The 19628-nt window shown below is 49.2% G+C and carries 18 protein-coding genes; 3 read left to right on the forward strand and 15 right to left on the reverse strand.

Features of this window, described 5'->3' with window-relative positions; translation table 11 throughout:
* Positions 1-36: 36 nt before the first annotated feature.
* The 15 genes from mrdA to SPTER_RS20710 form a co-directional block, all read right to left on the reverse strand.
* Complete coding sequence (gene mrdA, locus SPTER_RS20640; protein WP_144352121.1) at positions 37-1851, reverse strand: penicillin-binding protein 2; 1815 nt, start codon at positions 1849-1851, stop codon at positions 37-39.
* A gap of 359 nt (positions 1852-2210) precedes the next feature.
* Positions 2211-3635, reverse strand: coding sequence for an LCP family protein (locus SPTER_RS20645; protein ID WP_144352122.1), 1425 nt, complete (start codon positions 3633-3635; stop codon positions 2211-2213).
* Between the two features lie 142 nt (positions 3636-3777).
* Complete coding sequence (locus tag SPTER_RS20650; RefSeq protein WP_144352123.1) at positions 3778-4077, reverse strand: MTH1187 family thiamine-binding protein; 300 nt, start codon at positions 4075-4077, stop codon at positions 3778-3780.
* Between the two features lie 94 nt (positions 4078-4171).
* A complete protein-coding gene (locus SPTER_RS20655; protein ID WP_211367352.1) occupies positions 4172-5260 on the reverse strand; it encodes a glycosyl hydrolase family 18 protein in 1089 nt (362 codons plus the stop codon).
* Positions 5261-5354: 94 nt separating this feature from the next.
* Positions 5355-6524 carry a pyridoxal phosphate-dependent aminotransferase gene (locus SPTER_RS20660; RefSeq protein WP_144352124.1) on the reverse strand — a complete coding sequence of 390 codons (1170 nt, stop codon included), beginning with the start codon at positions 6522-6524 and terminating at the stop codon, positions 5355-5357.
* A 17-nt stretch (positions 6525-6541) separates the two neighbouring features.
* Positions 6542-7339 carry an ABC transporter ATP-binding protein gene (locus SPTER_RS20665; protein ID WP_144352125.1) on the reverse strand — a complete coding sequence of 266 codons (798 nt, stop codon included), beginning with the start codon at positions 7337-7339 and terminating at the stop codon, positions 6542-6544.
* 1 nt (position 7340) lies between these two features.
* Entirely contained in the window at positions 7341-8141 is an 801-nt protein-coding gene (locus SPTER_RS20670; RefSeq protein ID WP_144352126.1) for an ABC transporter permease, read from the reverse strand.
* Between the two features lie 96 nt (positions 8142-8237).
* Positions 8238-9254: an ABC transporter substrate-binding protein gene (locus tag SPTER_RS20675; protein WP_144352127.1), complete on the reverse strand. Its 1017-nt coding sequence runs from the start codon at positions 9252-9254 to the stop codon at positions 8238-8240.
* A gap of 128 nt (positions 9255-9382) precedes the next feature.
* Entirely contained in the window at positions 9383-10684 is a 1302-nt protein-coding gene (larAH10, locus tag SPTER_RS20680) for an NPN-dependent 2-hydroxyacid racemase, LarAH10 family (protein ID WP_144352128.1), read from the reverse strand.
* A gap of 135 nt (positions 10685-10819) precedes the next feature.
* Positions 10820-12082: a dicarboxylate/amino acid:cation symporter gene (locus tag SPTER_RS20685; RefSeq protein ID WP_144352129.1), complete on the reverse strand. Its 1263-nt coding sequence runs from the start codon at positions 12080-12082 to the stop codon at positions 10820-10822.
* Positions 12083-12225: 143 nt separating this feature from the next.
* A complete protein-coding gene (locus tag SPTER_RS20690) occupies positions 12226-13086 on the reverse strand; it encodes a response regulator (RefSeq protein ID WP_144352130.1) in 861 nt (286 codons plus the stop codon).
* Between the two features lie 30 nt (positions 13087-13116).
* Positions 13117-14385, reverse strand: a complete 1269-nt coding sequence (locus SPTER_RS20695; RefSeq protein ID WP_144352131.1) for a sensor histidine kinase — start codon at positions 14383-14385, stop codon at positions 13117-13119.
* Positions 14382-15038, reverse strand: a complete 657-nt coding sequence (locus SPTER_RS20700) for an NUDIX hydrolase (RefSeq protein WP_144352132.1) — start codon at positions 15036-15038, stop codon at positions 14382-14384. Before SPTER_RS20700 ends, SPTER_RS20695 begins: the two co-directional genes overlap by 4 nt.
* Before the next feature lie 9 nt (positions 15039-15047).
* Positions 15048-16061 carry an FAD:protein FMN transferase gene (locus SPTER_RS20705; RefSeq protein ID WP_144352133.1) on the reverse strand — a complete coding sequence of 338 codons (1014 nt, stop codon included), beginning with the start codon at positions 16059-16061 and terminating at the stop codon, positions 15048-15050.
* Between the two features lie 184 nt (positions 16062-16245).
* Positions 16246-16548 carry an STAS domain-containing protein gene (locus SPTER_RS20710; RefSeq protein ID WP_144352134.1) on the reverse strand — a complete coding sequence of 101 codons (303 nt, stop codon included), beginning with the start codon at positions 16546-16548 and terminating at the stop codon, positions 16246-16248.
* A 369-nt stretch (positions 16549-16917) separates the two neighbouring features.
* On the opposite strand from SPTER_RS20710, the gene SPTER_RS20715 reads away from it, so the two are divergent.
* The 3 genes from SPTER_RS20715 (at position 16918) to SPTER_RS20725 (ending at position 19612) form a co-directional block, all read left to right on the forward strand.
* Positions 16918-17970: an energy-coupling factor ABC transporter permease gene (locus SPTER_RS20715; RefSeq protein ID WP_144352135.1), complete on the forward strand. Its 1053-nt coding sequence runs from the start codon at positions 16918-16920 to the stop codon at positions 17968-17970.
* A gap of 80 nt (positions 17971-18050) precedes the next feature.
* Positions 18051-18863 (forward strand): cobalt ECF transporter T component CbiQ, encoded by an 813-nt coding sequence (gene cbiQ / locus SPTER_RS20720; protein WP_144352136.1) that lies wholly within the window; start codon positions 18051-18053, stop codon positions 18861-18863.
* The gene (locus tag SPTER_RS20725) at positions 18860-19612 is read left to right on the forward strand and encodes an energy-coupling factor ABC transporter ATP-binding protein (RefSeq protein ID WP_144352137.1); all 753 of its coding nucleotides are present in this window, start codon (positions 18860-18862) and stop codon (positions 19610-19612) included. Before cbiQ ends, SPTER_RS20725 begins: the two co-directional genes overlap by 4 nt.
* Positions 19613-19628: the final 16 nt, after the last annotated feature.

The raw sequence follows: 19628 nt of genomic DNA on the forward strand, positions 1-19628 counted from the left end.
ACAGCAAATCTGGTCCTGCCTGAACTGCACCTGAACCTAATCTGTTTTGACGGGCGGCGGCAGTGTTTTACCCGGTATGGAAAAATACGACTCCAGTACCCGCCTGGCAACAGGGGCCGCGGCCATGGACCCTTCACCCCCGTCTTCAACAAACACAGCCACGGCAATTTCCGGTTTTTCCACAGGAGCATAGCAGACAAACCAGGAATGAGTGGTACTCCGACCGGTTTCGGCTGAGCCGGATTTTCCGGCCACAGTTTGGGGAAACCCTTTAAAAGTGGCGGCACCGGTGCCGCTGGCGGCAACGGCAATCATCCCCTCACGGATTGTCTCCCAGACCTCAGGCCGCAGATATATTGTCCGCAGAATCTCCGGCTGCAGCTTGTCGGCTAGGTTGCCCTCAGGCGTCAGCACCTTGTCAACCAGCATTGGTTTATAGACAACCCCACCGGTGGCAACCGCCATAGCCAGCAAAGCCTGCTGCAGAGGCGTTACCAGATAGTACCCCTGGCCAATGGCGGCAATCAGCGTTTCGCCCGGATACCAGCCTTCGCCATAAGTAGCCTGTTTCCATGCGGTAGTCGGCACAATCCCCTTTTGTTCGCCGGCGAGCTTAATGCCGGTCTTTTGACCCAGACCAAAGGTCAGGGCGTAAGAGGCCAGATTGTCGGCCCCCAGGCGACGGCCCAGTTCATAAAAGACCGGGTCGCTCGACCAGGCCAGGGCCCCGCTGACTGTCAGTTTGCCCAGGCCTTTGGTATCCCAGCCGTAAAAGCTCCAGCCGTTTAACACATACACCCCGCGGTCATCGAATATTTCCCCGGGGGTGGTCAGATTCATCTCCAGTGCAGCAGCTAAGGTAACAATCTTGAACACCGAGGCCGGCGGGTAAGTATTCTGGATAGCCCGGTTATTGAGCGGGGTATTGGCGGTGGCAATAAGCTTGTTCCACTCCCGGCTGGAAATGCCGCCGGCAAAAACATTGGGGTCAAAGGCCGGGTTGCTGGCCATGACCAGTACACCGCCTGTTTTTACATCAAGGGCCACAATGGCCCCGCCTTTAGCCGGTGCGCCCTGCTGCCGGCTGGCCGCTACCTGAACAGTCAGTGCTTCTTCAGCGGCCTTTTGCAGGTTGGCGTCAAGCGTCAGCACCAGCCCTTTGCCGGGAACAGCCGCCTGGTCCCCCAGTGACCGCACCTCTTCCCCACCGGCATTCACTTCCAGCTTCAGACCGCCGTCTGTACCGCGCAGTGCATCTTCCCATTCCCGCTCCAGGCCATCCTTGCCCACTAAATCGGTGGCACTAACTCCCTGACTTTTGCGCCTGACATATTCCTCTGCACCAATACTGCCGACAAACCCCAATACGTGAGCCGCCAGTTCTTTGTACATATACTGCCTGACCGGAATGGCCTCAATGATCACACCAGGCAGATAATCCTGCCTCTCCTCGACTTGGGCGATCATGGCAGCATCAATGTCCCGTTTGATCCGCACCGGGGTATAGAGGGAATCCTCACTGCCTTTTAGCAGCTGTTCAATCTCATCAGCGGGAACACCGGTAATCGCCGCCAGCAGCGGAGTAGTCTCCGGTGGATTTGTATACTCACCGGGAATAATTGATATGGCAAAACTAGGCCGGTTAGCCACAATCACGGCACCGTTCCGGTCATAGATTGTCCCCCGCGGGGCCTGGTCGGTAATTTGCCGGGTACGGTTTTGTTCGGCAATTTTTTTATATTGCCCGCCCTGAAACAACTGCATCCAAACCAGCCTAAGCACCAATACGCCGACAATACCGGCGGCAATGAGGGCTAATATGCCAATCCGGCGGCTTTTCTCGTCCCACATATCTATCCCCTTTTCTTAGTACCGTGCGTCACCTAAAAGTTCGGCTTATATTGCGGTCTTTTTCCGCACTGCTTCGTTGTCGTCGCCTTACAGATTGCCGATCTGCGCGGCCCGCGCAAGTAATAAGAGACCTATCACCTACCGGCCTCATTACAGCAGATCTTACTGAATCAGTTAGCGTCCTCCGCCTTGCATTGCGAAAAAATCTACGTTGTCTAAAACTAACATCTAACTGTGCCAGGGTACTAGCACCCAATTTATATTACTTAGTATCCCGGATTAAGCAAAAAAAATAGCAACCCTGTGGCCGGCGCCTGGTTGCTATCGCCCGTATTAAGAACTTTCAGGAAAACTTTCGCTTACTGCAGGTAATCTTTGCCGACTATGACCCGGACGGTATTGGCTTTGCTAGCATCCCGGTTAACCTGCAGCACATAGCGGAATGGCAGTCTTGTTAACTTGCTGCTGGCTTCACTGCTATTGGCAATGACCACCGTATTTCTGTTAGCGGCTCTACTGCCAGCCACACTGATCACATCATACCCCTGATCGCGGAGTGCCGCGGCCATCTTTTCACCGGCTCCCGGCGCACCACTGGCGTTCACCACTTCAAACCGCAGCTTACTGCCAGCGGCCGGCGGTTTGGCTTCCGGCACTTTAGGTTTGCCGGTTTCTTTAGGTTTGCCGGTCTCTTTAGGTTTGTCGGTTTCCTGCGGCTTATCAGGATCTTCAGAATCAATAATCGCTTTTGGTTTGGGGTCTTTTACCGCCGCCGGCTTTTTCGGCACGTCAATGATTTTCATTTCCTGCGGCACAGACCTTTCATACTGAGCTGCGGTGGAGCGGGCGGCGGCCACAAACTTGTCATCGGCAGTCATACCCTGGGAAAAAATCACATAGTTTCTCAATCCAATAATATCAGGCAGCCAATAACTGATATCCGCAATATAGGCCGGTTTTCCCGGCACCATATCCGCCTTTAAGCCGACCTTTGACGCATCATTTAACAGTTTCGCCAGATTTAGCATTTCTGCTGTTGTCATATCGGTATCAAGAGCTGCGTTTACCTCCCGGATAATGCCCGGTATCCGGGGCAGTATGAACGGGCTGCTTGCTTCTTTGAGCATCGCTTTAATAAACTTCTGCTGGCGCTCAATCCGGCCGATATCGCCATCCTCGTCACGGTAGCGAACATATTTAATTGCGGTCCTGCCGTCCATTTCCTGCAGGCCGGGCTTAAGGTCAATCAACAGGTTGTCATAGGGATCTTCGTAATACATACGTTTTTCAACATCAACGGTAACGCCGCCGACGGCGTCAACTATTTTGTTAAAGGCAGCAAAGTTAATGATCGCATAATAATCCATAGGAATACCCAGCAAATCCTCAACTGCCCGTTGTGACAGCTTATGGCCGCCTTCTGCATAGGCATGATTAATTTTGTCCCAGCCGTAACCGGGGATTCTGACCCTGGTATCCCGGGGTATGGACAGCAGGGTCACTTCTTTGGTGCCGGTGTCGGCAGTAATGACAAACATCGTATCCGAACGGCCGACATCATCACTGCGTTCATCTACTCCCAGTACCAGGATATTGACTTTGTGCGGCAGTCCGGTTACATTCGCCCCTGCCGGCCGGGCCTTTTCAAAGGTACCGCCTGTTGACCAGTAATAGGTGGCACCAGCCACGGTAATAAACAAAAGTAAGCAAATGAGTATCAGCAAAAAATGGCTGCGCCGGCTTTTGCGCTGATCAACAAGCCGCTTTTCGAGGCGTGATGTCATAACACAATCACCCTTCCATCGTCTTTATATTACCTTTTACTACATAACAAGACAAGCCCCCTGTCGCCGGGGACTTGTCTTGAAGTATAGCAAATTACAGTTTAAAAGGTCAAGCATTTTTACAAAAAAGAGCAGGCCAGCATTACAGCTTGTCGGTAACAGCCTTGATTTTCCCGGCCATAGTCAATTCTTTGTCCCGCCTGTCGTCAATTCTGATTGTCGTCATAACCCGCTGTGCATCGCTCATAAATGGCACTTCGTGCATTTGTCGAATAACCGCTAAAATCCGGTCAAGATCCCCTTCAATGACAGTTGACATTGGCGTTAATTGATATTTTAGGTCTGGGGCCTGTTCGAGGACTTTGTGGCAGCCGGCCACAAAGTGACTGACACTAGGGGAGCCTGTACCCAACGGGGCAATGGTAACTTCAACAACAGCCATAGCTATCTTCCTCCTTGCGTAAGAAATTAAGCCTTTACTGCCAGATATTCTCGCTATAGCAAAAAAAACCTGCCGCCGATGCGGCAGGGTGCCATTACTGTTCTTTGGGAAACTTCTTGTCGATAATGCCCCAAATCTCCGGTTGTTCCTGGCCAAGACGCCAGATCGCGATACCGGCCGGGTTATATTTGGCCACTATGTCCAGTTTAGCCGCTGTACTTTTATCGTTTTCAAACCATACTTCATGATTTTTGTATTTGAACCACGGTGCCTGTGCTTTGTCATCATAGTTAATTTTAGCACCGTTTTTTTCGGCCAAGACAATGGCATCCACATATTTAATGGTTTCCCCTTCTTTGCCCACCCAGTCATAGCCATAAGCGCTGATACCGATGATGACTTTATGGGGGCCGCCGGCTTGCTCAATTGCATATTTAACGTTTTTTTCAAACCACTCCACCGGCGCCACCGGCCCTGGTTCCGAGGTAGCCCAATGGTTATCATAAGTCATAATCTGCAGAAAATCGGCATTGGGGGCCAGTTGCGGATAATCGTAGGCCCCGGAAACATCTTCCGCCACCTCAACCCGGGGGAATACCGAAATAATCACTGTTTTATTTATGGCCTGCATTTTGGGATACAGTTCAGCCATAAAAGCAGTCAGGTTGTCTTTATGTTTGGGCGGCAAAAGTTCAAAATCAATATTGATGCCGTCATAGCCTTTTTCCTGGACCAATTTAACAATACTGTCGGTAACTTTGGTGCGTACTGCCGGATCGCCAAGGACCTCATCAGTAGAGCCGGTTTTGTTGGTTATTAACGGATACATCTTAAGACCGGATTGACGGGCAGTATCATAGACCATTTGGCTGTCCTTGGCCTCTAAGGTACCGTCTTTAGTAGCTTTATACCAAAAGGGACCCACAGCCGATAAACTCTTCGCATGCGCCTTCATACTGGGGAAAGAACCGCTCTGGTCAGGGGTGCCGGGCCAGGGGTTTTCATAATAGCCAATCACCATCCGCGGGGGCATAGTTACATTGCCAGGTGCTTGCTGGTTTTGATCCAGCGGTTTGGGCGCCGGTTTATTGCCGGTGCCACAGCCACCAGACAAAACAGCAGCTAAAACAAACAGGATGATGAGAATACTGACGATACTTTGTAAGCGACTGTTAGTACACAAAAACTCTCACCCTTTCCGTAACTTAAATTGATTTATTCAATCTTAGTATTGGCGGGGTGAAAGTTCTTATGCCCTATTTTTAAAATTTAATTATTTAAGGAAGTTTTGTTGCCAGCGCCTGGGCAACCAGTTCTAGTGTCTCCCACTTTTTGCAGAAGCAAAACCGGACCTGGTGGCTGCCTTTGGTTTTGTCAGCGTAAAAAGAGGATCCCGGGACAGTAGCAACACCGGTCAGTTCAATAAGTCTGCGGCTAAAGGCGGTATCATCGGTAAGCTTTAGCTGTTTCATAATACCACTGGCATCGGCAAGCACATAATAGGCCCCTTTAGGCAATTCACACTGGAAACCGGCCTCCCGGAGAACACGGAGGAAAAAATCACGGGCCTCGGCATAGTGATTTTTTAGTCCGGTATAATATTCTGGTTCAAAATTCATGGCCTCAGCAGCGGCGTGCTGGAAAGGGGTCGGTGCACCGACGGTAAAGAAATCATGGACTTTCCGGATCCGCTGCGTAATCCGGGGCGCGGCAATCGCCCAGCCCACCCGCCAGCCGGTAACAGAATAGGTCTTGGAAATAGAGTTAATCGTAATTGTCCGTTCGGCCATGCCTGGCAAAGAAGCCATCGATATATGCTCGGCCTCATCGTAGAGGATATGTTCATAAATCTCATCAGCAACAACGTACGTGTCCCATTTAACAGCCAGTCCGGCAATTTCCTGCAGTTCAGATCTGGTAAATACCTTGCCGGTCGGATTATTGGGCGTATTAATAATAATTGCCTTGGTCTTTTCATTAAAAGCAGCAGCCAGTTCGGTCGATGAAAAATGCCAGTCGGGTCCGTACAGTGTAATATAGCGCGGGGTGGCACCCGACAGGATGGAGTCAGGACCATAATTTTCATAGAAGGGTTCGAAAATAATGATTTCATCGCCTGGATTAATCAGCGCTTTCAGCGTGGCAATCATCGCTTCCGTGGCACCACAGGTAACCGTGATATCTGTGGCCGGATCACAGTCAATCTGATTATACCGGCGTACTTTGCGGCTGATGGCCTCCCGGAGTTCAGGCTCGCCAAAGGTAACCGGATACTGGTTGTACCCGGCTGAGATAGCGCGGATGGCAGCTTCCTGAATGGCCTGGGGGCTGTCAAAATCGGGAAATCCCTGGGAAAGATTATAGCCGCCGGCCGCATCGCAAATCCTGGTCATTTCCCGAATCACTGATTCGGAAAATGTTTCGGTAATCCTGGATAAGTTTTTCATAACATGCTCCCTCCGCCTTAGGTATTGGTATTGGCAGCCTTCCAGGCTTCCTCCCTGATAAGCCTCATAACCTGACGCTTGATTTGCGTAAATTGTTCACTCAGCTTCAGGTCAAAGGTGCGCTGATTCGGCAGGTCAACCTCTATTCTGGCTTTGATTCTCCCTGGCCGGGCTGTCATAATATAGATCGTGTCACCAATAAAAACGGCTTCATCAACATCATGGGTAACAAAAAGGATCGTCTTATGCGATTCATCCCATACATCCAGCAGCAGTTCCTGCATGACTGTGCGGGTTTGGGCATCCAGGGCACCGAATGGTTCATCCATTAACAGCACCTCAGGGTCATTAGCCAAGGCCCGCGCAATAGCTACCCGCTGCTTCATGCCGCCGGATAAATCACGGGGAAAGAAATTTTCAAAGCCTCTCAGGCCAATTTTATCAATATAGTGCTCAGACACCTCTTGGCGTTCTTGCCTGGTTTTGCCGGCAACATCCAGCCCAAACTCAATATTTTCCCGCACCGAAAGCCAGGGAAACAGGGTGTAGGTCTGAAATACCATGCCCCGGTCCCGCCCGGGTTCTGTGATTTCACGCCCGTCTAAGAGTACCCGGCCGGAAGTAGGGGACTCGAGACCGGCGACAATCTTTAAAATTGTAGATTTACCACAGCCTGACGGTCCGAGGATGGTAACAAACTCACTGGGTTTAACGGTAAAACTGGCCTCCGCCAAAGCCGTAACCTGACGGTCTTTCCCGGTGAATGTTTTACTGACGCCGTCAATGATTAATCTTGCCTGCGCTGTGTCTGTCATGCTACCGGCCTCCTTTCCCCAGCCAGGGGAACATCCTGGCATACAGCCATTTAAATGCCACATCGATGAGTATGCCAATTACACCGATAACAATAATGCCGACGATGATATTCCCGGTCTTTAAAAAGCGCTGGGACTGCATAATCATGTACCCCAGACCAGAGCCGGCAGCAACGATTTCGGCAACAACCAGGTACGTCCAGGCCCAGCCAAAAGCAATTCTCAGAGTATCAACGATACCCGGCAGGCTGGCCGGCAGGATAACCCGGCGGAACACGCCAAGCCGTGAGACACCCAGCGTATAGGAGGTGTCAATAAGGTCATGGGCCACATTTTTAGTAACATCCATAACCATCAGGGCCAACGGGAAAAAGGTGCCGAAAAGAATAACGGCAATTTTTTCGCTTTCACCAATACCGAGCCAGAGAATAAACAGCGGTATAAAGGCGGATGCCGGCATATAGCGGATAAAGCTTAACAGCGGCTCAACCAGCGCTTCACAAACCTTGAGGCTGCCCATCAAAATCCCCAGCGGCACTGCAATCACCGCCGCCAGCACAAAGCCGACCGTAACCCTGACAACACTGGCCCAGATATCAGCCAGCAGATCAAACTCAGTAAATAATAATACCCCATCTTTGAGAACTTTGTCCGGCGGGGGTAAAAACATAGGAGGAATAAGGTCGCTGTAAGTAAGCGCCGACCAGATGACGCCTAATAGAACAAAGGTCAATGCGCTCAAAGTTACGTACAGCGGTGCGGCAATTTCAGCTTTAGGTGTTAACAGTTTGCACTTGACCATAATTCCAGCCTCCTTATGGATTATATTCTTATATCCGGGGAAAAAGGCCGCGCAGAAGCTGAAAATGCCTCTAGCACGGCCGTATAGCCTTACCGGCTACTTAACCTTGGTTATAAAAGTGTTGTCGATATATTTGTTCAGATCCGGGGCCTGGGATAAAAGTTTTAGTTTAATATAAAAGGCACTGGCCCGGTTGCCCACTGCATAAATTGCTCCCGGCTTTTCCTGGGTGCCATAAAACTCCAGATTATCTTGCAAGCCATAAAACTTGACGGTCTGGCTATCGGCAGCCACCTCTTCGGGTTTCATCTTGAAGGCGGCTGCCAAAATTTTATTGGCTTCTTCGGGATTTTTACTAATAAATTCAGTGGCCTCAGCCAGAGCCGCCACCACAGCCTGTACGGTTTCAGGATTATTTTTAGTGATATCTTCCCGGAAAGCTAATACATCGGCAATAAGACCCGGGGTATCTTTGGTAGTAGCCAGCACTGTTTCACCGGCAGCCTTGGCCTTACCTAAATGCGGTTCCCAGGTAACAGCAGCATCTACTCTGCCGGCCATAAAGGCGGCGGCAGCTTCGCTGGCCTTCATATCAACGGCTTTAATATCACTGTCTTGCAGGCCGTTTTCCTCAAGCAAAGTGTTTAAAAAGAAATGCGCGGCCGATCCCCGATGGAAGGCAATCTCTTTGCCTTTCAGATCAGCAATGGTTTCAATACCTTGCCCTTTTTTTACAATCAGGCCGTCGGCGCCATTAGATGCATCAAATGCCCAGACAAATTTCATCGGCACACCTTCGCCGGCAGCGGAAACCGACACATCAAGGGAGGCAGCCATCGCTTGAATCTTGCCGGCCACCAATGCCTGTTTGCGGTCACCGACACCTTCGATTGACTGCAATTCGACATCAACGCCCCGGTTTGTAAACATGCCTTTTTCTTTGGCAACAAACAGGGCGCCATATCCCGTCCACGGGGTATAGGCAATAATGACCGGTTTTTTCTCTGCTGCCTGTGGCACTGCCTGCTGTGCCGGTTTATTGGCGCCGCAGCCGGCAGCCCCTATAGCCAGCATGGCTGCTATAAGCACCAGCAATACTATTTTTTTCTGCATAAAAATCCCCTCCGGTATAATATTTATAAAGCACAATCTTAAGGTATTTCGCCATTTTTCCCTGTATTTCCTGCCTGACACCAAAATTCATTTTGTGTTTATTTTTAGTGTTTTTATGCGAATTATCTTTAACGACTGGACGTTGCGCAGGGCACCACATTTCCTCCGTGGGGCATAATACTAATTCGAAACTCCTGCCGGCCAAGCGCTGCGGCCGCCAATTGTAAGGCAGCCTCCAGGGAAACTGCAAACAACATGCCCGCCTTTTCCAAAAAAACCTGGTTTTCCGGCTGTGAAACAATAATAACTGGCGTGGATTTGGCAATAAAGCCAAGCTTTAAGGCAACAAAGCCAGGTACTGTAAATTCCTCACGCAACGCTGTCTCACGGGCATAAAGTGTGGAATAGTCAAACCACTGACTAAAGTCGGGTGGCTCACTGATCTCCCGGCATTCCATAACAACGATCAGAATACCGCCGGCCCTGACAGCAAGACAGGCATTCTCAATGGCCTTGGATGCCTGATAGAAATTAATGTCTTTAAGATAACCACCGGCAGAAGCAATCACAACATCAGCCGGGTCCGACACCGGAACACCGGCAATCGCTGCTGCTTGGCGGCAGCCTGACAGCCAGGCCTCATACCAGTGGCCGGCAACAAAGCCGGCAAAGTCGCCGGCAGCCGTAAATACGGCATTGAGGAGAAAATCCGGCTTAACCATAGCCGCTATCTCGAGCATATCAAGATGCATCTCATTTGTCGCCAGATTACCCTGCCGGCATTCCGGGTTGGGACCGTTTCCCTGACCCGGGCTTAAGCAAAGACGGTGATTGGCCTGGATGGTTTCATACCCGGCAACGCCAGGGAGGATTGCTTTACGTCCGCCGCCAAAACCAGCCAGCGAGTGATACGTAATGCCGCCGGTCAGAATAACTTTACCGGCCTGGAGGACATGGCGGTTAATATAGACCGGTGTTCCCCGGCGGGTACAGCCGCAATAAGCAAAATCGGCCGTTTCTGCTGCACAGCTTTGGACAATATTTATCCGGTCTACGACCTCCTGGCCATAAGTCAGCTTATTGTCTTCCCAGGTATGCCGCCGGTGAGCTCCCAGCGCAGTCACCAGTGTTATATTGCTGTCAACAATACCGGCACTATTAAGTTCATCCAGCAGGTCCGGCAGGAACAGGTCATGCCGGACCCACTGCCTGGTAATATCAGAAGCGATTATTACAATTTTGTCACCTGGCTGCACCACTTCCCGTAAAGACGGTGAGGCAATGGGGTTATTCAGAACTTCACGGACAGCCAGGGAAACATCGTTAACAGGTACTGTTTCCCGGCCTTCAATGAACTCAATCAGGTTTTTCTGCGGCAGACAAATCGTTAGCTCCTGCAGCCCAAAAGCTAGTGAAATCTGTTTCATCATCTATAACTCCATTCCAACTGGATATCAATACAACTTTTCTAATTCTACCGATTTTCCTTTTATCCTTTTTTTCACTAAAGCAAAAAATAAAAAAAACACGGACTGCCTTAGCAGTCCGTAAAAACATAGCAATGATTAATCTTCATAGCTTTGCGCATAAGCCACTTGCAGTACATCGTCAGGCAGCTCTTTCTCCCAACGGGCAACAACTACGGCCGCTACACAGTTACCAATCAGATTACAGGCGGTACGGGCCATATCCAGAATACGGTCAACACCAAGAATAATGCCGATGCCTTCCACAGGCAGGCCGAAAGCGGCGGCAGTACCGGCGATAACGATCAGTGATGCGCCAGGTACCGCGGCAATCCCTTTGGTGGACAACATCAGGGTGAGAACCATAAGGATCTGCTGAGAGATATCGAACGGCACACCATAGACCTGGGCAATGAACACAACCGCCAAAGCACTGTACAGGGTTGAGCCGTCAAGATTGAAGGTATAGCCGGTCGGTAATACGAAAGTAATTATATGTTTGGGCACACCGAACTTCTCAAGCTTTTCCATGGCTATCGGCAGCGCGGCTTCACTGGAGGCGGTTGAGAAGGCGATGAGGATTGGCTCTTTTAACGCCCGGAGTAAATGGAAGAAATTCACACGGATAACAAACGAGGCACTGAACAATACCAGGAAAACGAAAGCAATCAAGGCAAAATACAGGGAACCGATCAGCTTACCCAATGGAATCAGCATCCCCAGACCAAATTTACCGACAGTAAAGGCAATCAGGGCAAATACGCCGATCGGCGCCAGCTTCATTACATACCAGGTAAACTTAAACATAATTTCGGCAACGCTGATACACATATCGACTGCCGGTCTGCCCTTAGCGCCCATAGCAGCGGCGGCAACACCGAAAAATGTCGAAAATAGGATGATTTGGAGCATATCGCCACGGCCCATGGCATCAACTATATTAGTAGGGACAATATTAACAAGCATTTGCGTCATATCAATGCTCTTGTTCGCGGCGGCAGCAGCGACACTGGCGTCACCGCCAGTAACATTAACACCAACACCGGGCTGGAAGACATTAACAACAACAAGACCGACAATCAGGGCCAACGTTGTGGCAATTTCAAACCACAAAATAGTTTTCGCGCCCAGACGGCCTAATTTCTTGAAATCGCCGGTGCCGGCAATACCCATAACCAGTGAGCTGAACACCAAAGGTACAACGATCATCTTGATCATACGGATAAACATATCCCCAACCGGCTTAAGCTCTACAGCATATTTAGGGAAGGCATAGCCAAAAATCACACCAAGAATAAGACCGATAAAAATCTGAGTTGTCAGGCCCATACCTTTCTTCGGGGCAGCTTGAGGGTGAGACATAAATTACCTCCTTATATTCTCTGCTTAAATAATCTGTCAGAATTTAATGTAAATGAGCCTCTATAAAAAACTACAAAAACATACACAAAGTTTCATTTATAAATAATAAGTATACATAATACAATGACCCCGCTTAAGCGGGGTCATTCATCTGCCAGAAACAGGAGGCCTTCGAGAAATTTCTTGATATTAATTTTTCCGTGATAGGTACCTTTGCCCTGAATAAAAGCCATCTCCTGTCTGATTTCTTTAAAATCAAACAACGCGCCGCTGTAAACCTCAAATTTGTCGTTGTGATAGTCTTCAATCCCCATATTGGCAACATTCTGCATAGCTTTCGCGATTGCCCGCCGTACCCGCTGCTCAATTGTCTTGACATCCTGGCCAATTGCCTGGGACAGCTCGTTATAGAGTTCATGCAGCTGGTAGGCCTGATGTTCATCGCCTGTTACCCGGGAGTCTACCTGTTGGATCAGTTGGTGAATGTTTTTAGCGCCCGCCTCACCAATAATGCCGAGTTCTGAAAACATCCGGTTAATCCGGTTCTTTTTGGTATTATCGTCTGCCTCGGCCGGGCGTGCTGGCGGACTGCCATATTTGGCAGTAGTCTGGGAAATCAACGACATCACGGCCCTCAGCCGCCTGCTTTCCTCAACCCTGCGGATGACGGAAACAATCTCCAGAACATTAATCGGCTTGTGAATATAAAAATCTATACCGGTTTGATAAGCTTTAGTAATCATCGGCTGGCTGGTACTCTCAGATACCATAATAAAAGAGGTATCCAGGGTGTTATCCCGCATTTTTCGAATCAGCTCAACCCCGTCCTGCCCCGGTAAAAGCATATCAATCAACGCGACATCCGGTGCATATTCTGTGATGAAAGCCTCGGCTTTTAACCCGTCACCACACTCGGCAACGACTGTCCCCAACTGATATTTATTGATAATATTGCTAATAATTTTCCGGACACTGACATCATCTTCAATAATTATAAACCGCATGGCTTATCCTACACCCCTTTATCATCCTGCCTACTTGCTCTCCCTGCTGACTGCCAGCTTGGCCAGCGGCAAAGCAACGGTAAATACTGTTTTTCCCGGTACGGATATAAAAGTGATCTCACCGCCCAGAAGTTCTGCCAGATTTTTAACATGAATTAAACCCAGGCCTGTTGACATTTGCCCGGTAACCTCGGAGAACTTTGTCGAATACCCTGGTGCAAAGATAAGTTCCCGGTCCTCAGGCCGAATGCCCGGGCCGTTATCGGCGACTGTAAGCACCAGTCGGCCACCGCTGCAAAGCCCGGTCACAGCAATGACGCCTGCAGACTGGGCGGCTTCAACCGCATTGGTAATAAGATTATCCAGGATAGAAACAATTGTATAGTATTGATCGGTAACAAGCTGGCCCTCATAGTCAAAGGTAATTGTGACCGGCTTGTCCAAACTGCTGATAAAGCGTCTGGTATTCTGCTCAACAATTTGAAAAAACTCGTCTAAGGGCAGACCTTCCTTAGTAACAGCCACATCCAGAATCTCTTCTATCCCGCGGGTTACGCGGTAGTAATCCTTTTTTACCTCATGGATGTCCCGGGCAATGGCCAAGGCCCGGGCGGCTGGCGAATCAGTCCGGGCCAGTTCACCCGGGCTGGCAGCATTAAGGGTTTGATACAGCGTATAGCCCTTTTCCATAACCAGCTCAATATCGCCTGAGGATTTTTTAAGATAAAATAACTCTGCTTTAAGCCTGGCGATAATCAGGATAAGTTCCGCATAGCGGGCTGCATGATCTTCAGCCAGTACAAAGTCCCGGTACCGTTTCAGCGAATAATAGCCGGCCACGGCCAGTAGCGCCCGCCCAACCCCCATTGATACGACACTTGTCAATACTGTCTCCAGACTTAGGCTGACCAATTCCCGGCGAATCATTAATTCAACACAATTGCTGGCAATGTCACAGATGCTCAATAACAGAACCAGAGCCGGTACATTGCCGGTATAATCCCGTATTCTGAGCACTCTGAACAAAAGACCGTAGGTAAGATAATAACAAAAGGATGGCAGATTATGGAGTGTGGCACTCAACAGTGTTTCATTAACAAAAGGATATTTGATGGCCGTACGGAATAAAAGAATGAGGCCGCCCGAGGCTGCCGCCACCCGTACAATAGGCAAACGTTCAAAATATAAGAGCAGTGTGGCAAGCACGGCCACACTGAGCGTAAACCGGAAATAACCGTCAAAGGGGTAAGTAAAAACCAGACCCGTAATACTCACTAACAGGATAATATGGGGAATCATACGTTCATAGCTCCGTCGGTGTGGTTACGGAAAGTATTCAGAAACTCCTCCAGAACACCGGCTGTCAGGCCCCAGATAACATAGTTTTTATATTGATAAAACAACACCTGGTATTTATATCGCCGCCGGTAGCCCTGAGGATAGTCGGGCGGCAGCAGGTCAAAGGGAAAACCGGCCAACGGTTTGGTTGCCATCTCCATCGACGCCACCCGCGGCTTGGTATTGAGTAAAAATTCCAGGGGAACGGTAAATACCTCTGCCACTTCAGCGGCGTTAGGTGTAAACGGTAACCCGGCCGCTAAGTGGATGACAAACGGGTAAATCATTACACCGATGGGATTAACCATAATGTCGAGCGGCCCCAGTACCTCAATCGCTTCCGGCTGCACGTACAGCTCCTCAATCGTTTCCCGTACAGCCGCAGCCAAGGGGCTGCTGTCCGCGGCCTCTATCCTGCCGCCGGGAAAACATATTTCGCCAGGCTGCCACTGCAGGTTGCCTGACCGTACCTCAAACAAAACAGAAGGGTGGCCATCAACATCAACCAGCGGCACGGTAACAGCGGCCTGCAGGTAATTATCAGCATTGGCAATCTTTACTGAGTGGCTGCGCAGCATGGCAGCCACCTGACTTCTTATTTGTTTTATATCCATAATATCCACCTAAAACTCTATTTTTCCCGTCAAACCGGGGGTTACAACTTTTTGCCCGTCATTAGTAATGAAAATAGCTTCGGTATCCGGAAATTGCTGTAATAATCGCTGACCCTTCTCAACCCCGAGCACAAACAGGGCCGTGCTTAAGACATCGGCATCATTATCGACCTTGGAGATAACAGTAACACTGATTACCTGCCGTGGCTGCCCCCCGGTACGGGGATCGATAATATGGGCATATCTCACATTATCTTTAATAAAAAAACGCTGATAATCGCCGGATGTTTCCAGTGAGTCCCACTCCGTCAGCGCCACTTTGGCGGCTAAGCCTTCCATATTCCGGGGATCCTGCACACCGACCCGCCAGGCTTGCCCGTCAGGCCTGGTGCCGACAACCCGCACCTCACCGCCGGCATTTATCAGCGCTGACTTTATCCCTTTAGCCTTTAGAACCTCAATTGCCTTACGGTTTGCATAGCTTTTGGCAACTGCCCCCAGGTCAATCCGCATACCTGCCTGAGGTAAAAACACGGTATTTTCCTGGTCATTCAGCTCCAGCAAGCGATAATTTACCAGTGGCAGCACAGCCTTAATTTCCGCCTGACCTGGTACAAATTCACCCTTATGCCCCACGCCCCAAAGCTCTGTCAGCGCCCCTACCGTTACGTCCAGCGCCCCCTCAAATTTTTCTGAGCGATCCCGGGCCAGTTTAAGCATCGCAATGATGTCCGGGTCAACTTGGACTTTGTTTTTGCCCGCGGCCTGATTAATCTTAGTAACCTGACTATTATCATCAAAGCGATTGGTTAGCTCATTAATGCGTTTAAACTCGTCAAACGCAGCTTTAACAGCTGCTTCATTACCCTGACCATAGGCTGTTATGTCGATAATGGTATCCATAAGAAATTGTGTTTCTTTGTAGGCTTTCGGTGCCAACAGCGCACCCGTTCCACAACCTGCACTAAATACGATCAGGATAGCCAAACAAACACTTATCAGTATGGGATGTAAACCCTTCATTAACAACAAGCCTCCGGATACATATTATTCTAAAGTACCTCCATAATATTCGGGTCCTAATAACTAAAAACCTGCATAATCAAAAATTTACACAATTCCGTTAATTTTTGACCTATCTTAAACTAATTAGCCTTTAACGAATAACAGCCACTCTAGTCTGAGTGGCTGTTTAATCGTTTGCTGATTAAAGAATCTCAAACACCTTATTCAGACGGGTCAGTTCAAATAATTCCTTAACAATGCCTTGAATGCCTTTAATGGCCACGCCACCACCGTTTTGCACAGCCCGCTTCTGTACAGCAACCAGCACACCTAAACCTGAACTGTCGATATAGTCAACATTCTGCATGGTGATAACAAAGCGCCTAAACCCCTGGTCAATATATTCAATTAACTTTGCTCTGATAGCCGTGGCCTCTTCCACATAAATACTGCCGGTAAGCGTGACCTGTACTTCGTTGTCCACCACTGAGAATTCCTGAAACATGCTCATCCCTCCTCTCCCCAAAAATCACACTCGCTTTTGCTATTTATTATTATAGCACTGATTTGCCGATTCGTTGATACATTAGCTGCCAACTATAAATAAAATAAAAAATTAAACCATTATAACTCTAGCAGGAATAAAGTAAGTCTATAACGAATAATTCATATTGATAAAAATATTCACAAAACAGCGTATCATGACGATACCTGAAGTTCTGAAGAGCTAACTCATATTTTATCCAACTAAATACCGGTGAAATAAGGCTACGAAAGTCTCATCCCAGCAGCAGTGCCTGGGGTTTCTTGGTAGTCTTTTTTTGTTGGTAATAGTGACCTGGCAGTCATATAAATAGTTAGGAGTTGATTTAACATGCATATGGCAGACGCATTAATCTCCCCGGCAGTCGGCGGGGTCATGTGGGCAGCAACAGCCGGTTTGGCTGCTTATGCCGCAAAAAAAGTCCAAAGCGAGCTTGATGATCGCAAGGTTCCCTTAATGGGAGTACTGGGAGCTTTCGTATTTGCAGCGCAAATGATTAATTTTTCAATTCCGGGAACCGGTTCCAGCGGCCACTTGTGCGGGGGGCTCCTGCTGGCCATTTTGCTCGGGCCACAGGCTGCCGCCTTAACGATCGCGTCAATCTTAACAATTCAGTGCTTGTTTTTTGCCGATGGTGGTCTGCTGGCCCTTGGTGCCAATATCTTTAATATGGGTTTTGTCGCCTGCTTTATCGCCTACCCTTTGATCTACAAACCATTAACGGCCAACAGCCCCTCACAGGGACGGATATTTTTTGCTTCCCTATTGGCAGCCGTCATTGGCCTGCAATTAGGTGCCTTCGGGGTTGTGCTGGCAACACTCTTCTCCGGAATTTCAGAGTTGCCCTTCTCGGCCTTCGTACTCCTCATGCAGCCTATCCACTTAGCAATCGGGTTAGTGGAAGGACTGATTACAGCGGTTATTGTTTTATTTATTATGAAAGAATCACCGGAAATTCTGCAGAAAACGGCACTGGGACAGCCATTGGGCCCTATTCCCGTCAAAAATGTTTTTATTACTCTGTTAATTGCCGCCGTACTCACCAGTGGGGCGTTAAGCTGGTTCGCCTCCGCCAACCCGGATGGGCTGGAATGGTCAATTACCAATGTAACCGGCGCACCTGAATTAAATGTCCCGGCAGGAATTCACAGTTTCTTTGCCGAAATACAGGAAAAAACCGCCTTTCTGCCTGGTTATAACGTTAAGCCGCCTGCAGAAGAAACCGCGGCGGCCTCAGTTGGAGTCAATGCAGTTGAGACGGAAGAAACGGCAGCCTGGCCGGCAGTTGACAGCGGCACCTCCCTGGCCGGGTTAATCGGCTCGGTCATGACTTTAGCCCTGGCCTATATCATCGGAAAAGGCCTCCAGCGTTTCGCAAGGTAATCGATAAGGGGATACGGCCCAACCGTATCCCCTTATCTAACCTCCCCTCACATTTATGGTTTCGTAAAAGAGGTTGATTTATGCTAAAAATTGAAGCAAACTGGCTCGATTTACGCTATCTTGATGCGATCTCCACCCAGGACACCTTGATTCACCGCCTCAACCCCTGCGTAAAGCTCATTACCACTCTTGTTTTTATCATTGCAGTTACTTCTTCTTCCAAATATGAGATTACCGGACTTTTACCTTTCTTTTTATTCCCTGCAGTTTTAGTTGCCCTCGGCAACCTGCCCTTATCATTAATTCTGAAACGATTGTTAATCATTGCACCTTTTATCGTGTTCATCGGCATTTTTAATCCGCTTATCGATCATACACCGGTTATAAACATCGGCTCACTGGTCATTAGCGGCGGTTGGATTTCCTTTGTCTCGCTTACAATCAGATTGTGCTTGACAGTCACTACGGCTTTAATCTTAGTAGCAACAACAGGCATTGATGCTCTTTGTTTGGCATTGCTGAAAATAGGCGTTCCTAAGATCATTGTGACCCAGCTGTTATTCATGTATCGTTATATACATGTCCTGGTGGAAGAATTTGTTCGCTGTATCACAGCCTACAGTCTGCGGTCTTTTCATGGCGAGGGAGTTCAGTTCCGGGCCTGGGGTTCCCTCTTAGGCCAGCTCCTGCTTCGTTCTATTGACCGTGCTAACCGTATTTATCAGGCAATGCTCTGCCGGGGCTTTGACGGCGAGGTCCGGCTGCTTCGCACCAGGACCCTGACAGGAGCAGACATAATATATCTCATCTTTTGGGTCACTTTTTTCATGGTTGGCCGCTGGTTTAATCTGCCGCAATTATTAGGCAATCTACTCATGGGGGTATATAAATGAGCCATCATATCGTTGAACTAACAGATGTGACCTACACTTATCCGGACCGGACGGAAGCGTTACGCGGCTTGTCGGTACGCATTACTCATGGGGAATCGGTTGCCATTGTTGGCGCCAATGGGTCAGGAAAAACCACGCTTTTATCCCACCTGATCGGAGTACTTTTGCCCACTTCCGGAACAGTAAATATTGGCGGTTATCCGGTCACTAAACAAACATTGCCGCATGTACGCCGGGCAGTCGGCATGGTTTTTCAGAATTCTGATGATCAGCTGTTTATGCCTACAGTGTATGATGATGTGGCATTTGGACCATTAAACCTGGGATTTCCTCCGGCTGAAGTGGATGCCCGGGTAACCGCCGCCCTAAACACGGTAGGAGCTTGGCCGCTTAAGGACCGTACTCCTTACCGGCTGTCAGGCGGTCAGAAACGGGCGGTCGCGATTGCAGCTGTTATCGCAATGGACCCGTCTATCTTAGTAATGGACGAGCCTACAGCCGGACTTGATCCACTGGCCCGCCGTCAATTAATTAATCTGCTCAAAACCTTTACACACACCAAGATTATAGCCACCCACGACCTGGATTTAGTATTGGATCTATGCCCCCGTACAGTAGTTATCGGCGCCGGCACGGTGCTTGCCGACGGGCCTACTCTGGATGTTTTTAACAACCAGGACCTTCTTAACCAAGCGCACCTGGAGAAACCTTTCCGAATGCAAGGCTGTCCGGTTTGTTGCCCCTCATAGCATAAAAAACCCCCAT

Origin of the sequence: Sporomusa termitida (genome assembly GCF_007641255.1) — a bacterium.
Lineage (GTDB): Bacteria > Bacillota > Negativicutes > Sporomusales > Sporomusaceae > Sporomusa > Sporomusa termitida.

What these genes read in the sequence shown, in the direction of transcription:
- mrdA (WP_144352121.1), bottom strand. Translation starts at nt 1,851, where the DNA reads ATGTGGGACGAGAAAAGCCGCCGGATTGGCATATTAGCCCTCATTGCC.
- SPTER_RS20685 (WP_144352129.1), bottom strand. Translation starts at nt 12,082, where the DNA reads ATGTCTCACCCTCAAGCTGCCCCGAAGAAAGGTATGGGCCTGACAACT.
- SPTER_RS20670 (WP_144352126.1), bottom strand. Translation starts at nt 8,141, where the DNA reads ATGGTCAAGTGCAAACTGTTAACACCTAAAGCTGAAATTGCCGCACCG.
- SPTER_RS20665 (WP_144352125.1), bottom strand. Translation starts at nt 7,339, where the DNA reads ATGACAGACACAGCGCAGGCAAGATTAATCATTGACGGCGTCAGTAAA.
- larAH10 (WP_144352128.1), bottom strand. Translation starts at nt 10,684, where the DNA reads ATGATGAAACAGATTTCACTAGCTTTTGGGCTGCAGGAGCTAACGATT.
- SPTER_RS20645 (WP_144352122.1), bottom strand. Translation starts at nt 3,635, where the DNA reads ATGACATCACGCCTCGAAAAGCGGCTTGTTGATCAGCGCAAAAGCCGG.
- SPTER_RS20690 (WP_144352130.1), bottom strand. Translation starts at nt 13,086, where the DNA reads ATGCGGTTTATAATTATTGAAGATGATGTCAGTGTCCGGAAAATTATT.
- SPTER_RS20710 (WP_144352134.1), bottom strand. Translation starts at nt 16,548, where the DNA reads ATGTTTCAGGAATTCTCAGTGGTGGACAACGAAGTACAGGTCACGCTT.
- SPTER_RS20660 (WP_144352124.1), bottom strand. Translation starts at nt 6,524, where the DNA reads ATGAAAAACTTATCCAGGATTACCGAAACATTTTCCGAATCAGTGATT.
- SPTER_RS20695 (WP_144352131.1), bottom strand. Translation starts at nt 14,385, where the DNA reads ATGATTCCCCATATTATCCTGTTAGTGAGTATTACGGGTCTGGTTTTT.
- SPTER_RS20675 (WP_144352127.1), bottom strand. Translation starts at nt 9,254, where the DNA reads ATGCAGAAAAAAATAGTATTGCTGGTGCTTATAGCAGCCATGCTGGCT.
- cbiQ (WP_144352136.1), top strand. Translation starts at nt 18,051, where the DNA reads ATGCTAAAAATTGAAGCAAACTGGCTCGATTTACGCTATCTTGATGCG.
- SPTER_RS20725 (WP_144352137.1), top strand. Translation starts at nt 18,860, where the DNA reads ATGAGCCATCATATCGTTGAACTAACAGATGTGACCTACACTTATCCG.
- SPTER_RS20715 (WP_144352135.1), top strand. Translation starts at nt 16,918, where the DNA reads ATGCATATGGCAGACGCATTAATCTCCCCGGCAGTCGGCGGGGTCATG.
- SPTER_RS20650 (WP_144352123.1), bottom strand. Translation starts at nt 4,077, where the DNA reads ATGGCTGTTGTTGAAGTTACCATTGCCCCGTTGGGTACAGGCTCCCCT.
- SPTER_RS20700 (WP_144352132.1), bottom strand. Translation starts at nt 15,038, where the DNA reads ATGGATATAAAACAAATAAGAAGTCAGGTGGCTGCCATGCTGCGCAGC.
- SPTER_RS20705 (WP_144352133.1), bottom strand. Translation starts at nt 16,061, where the DNA reads ATGAAGGGTTTACATCCCATACTGATAAGTGTTTGTTTGGCTATCCTG.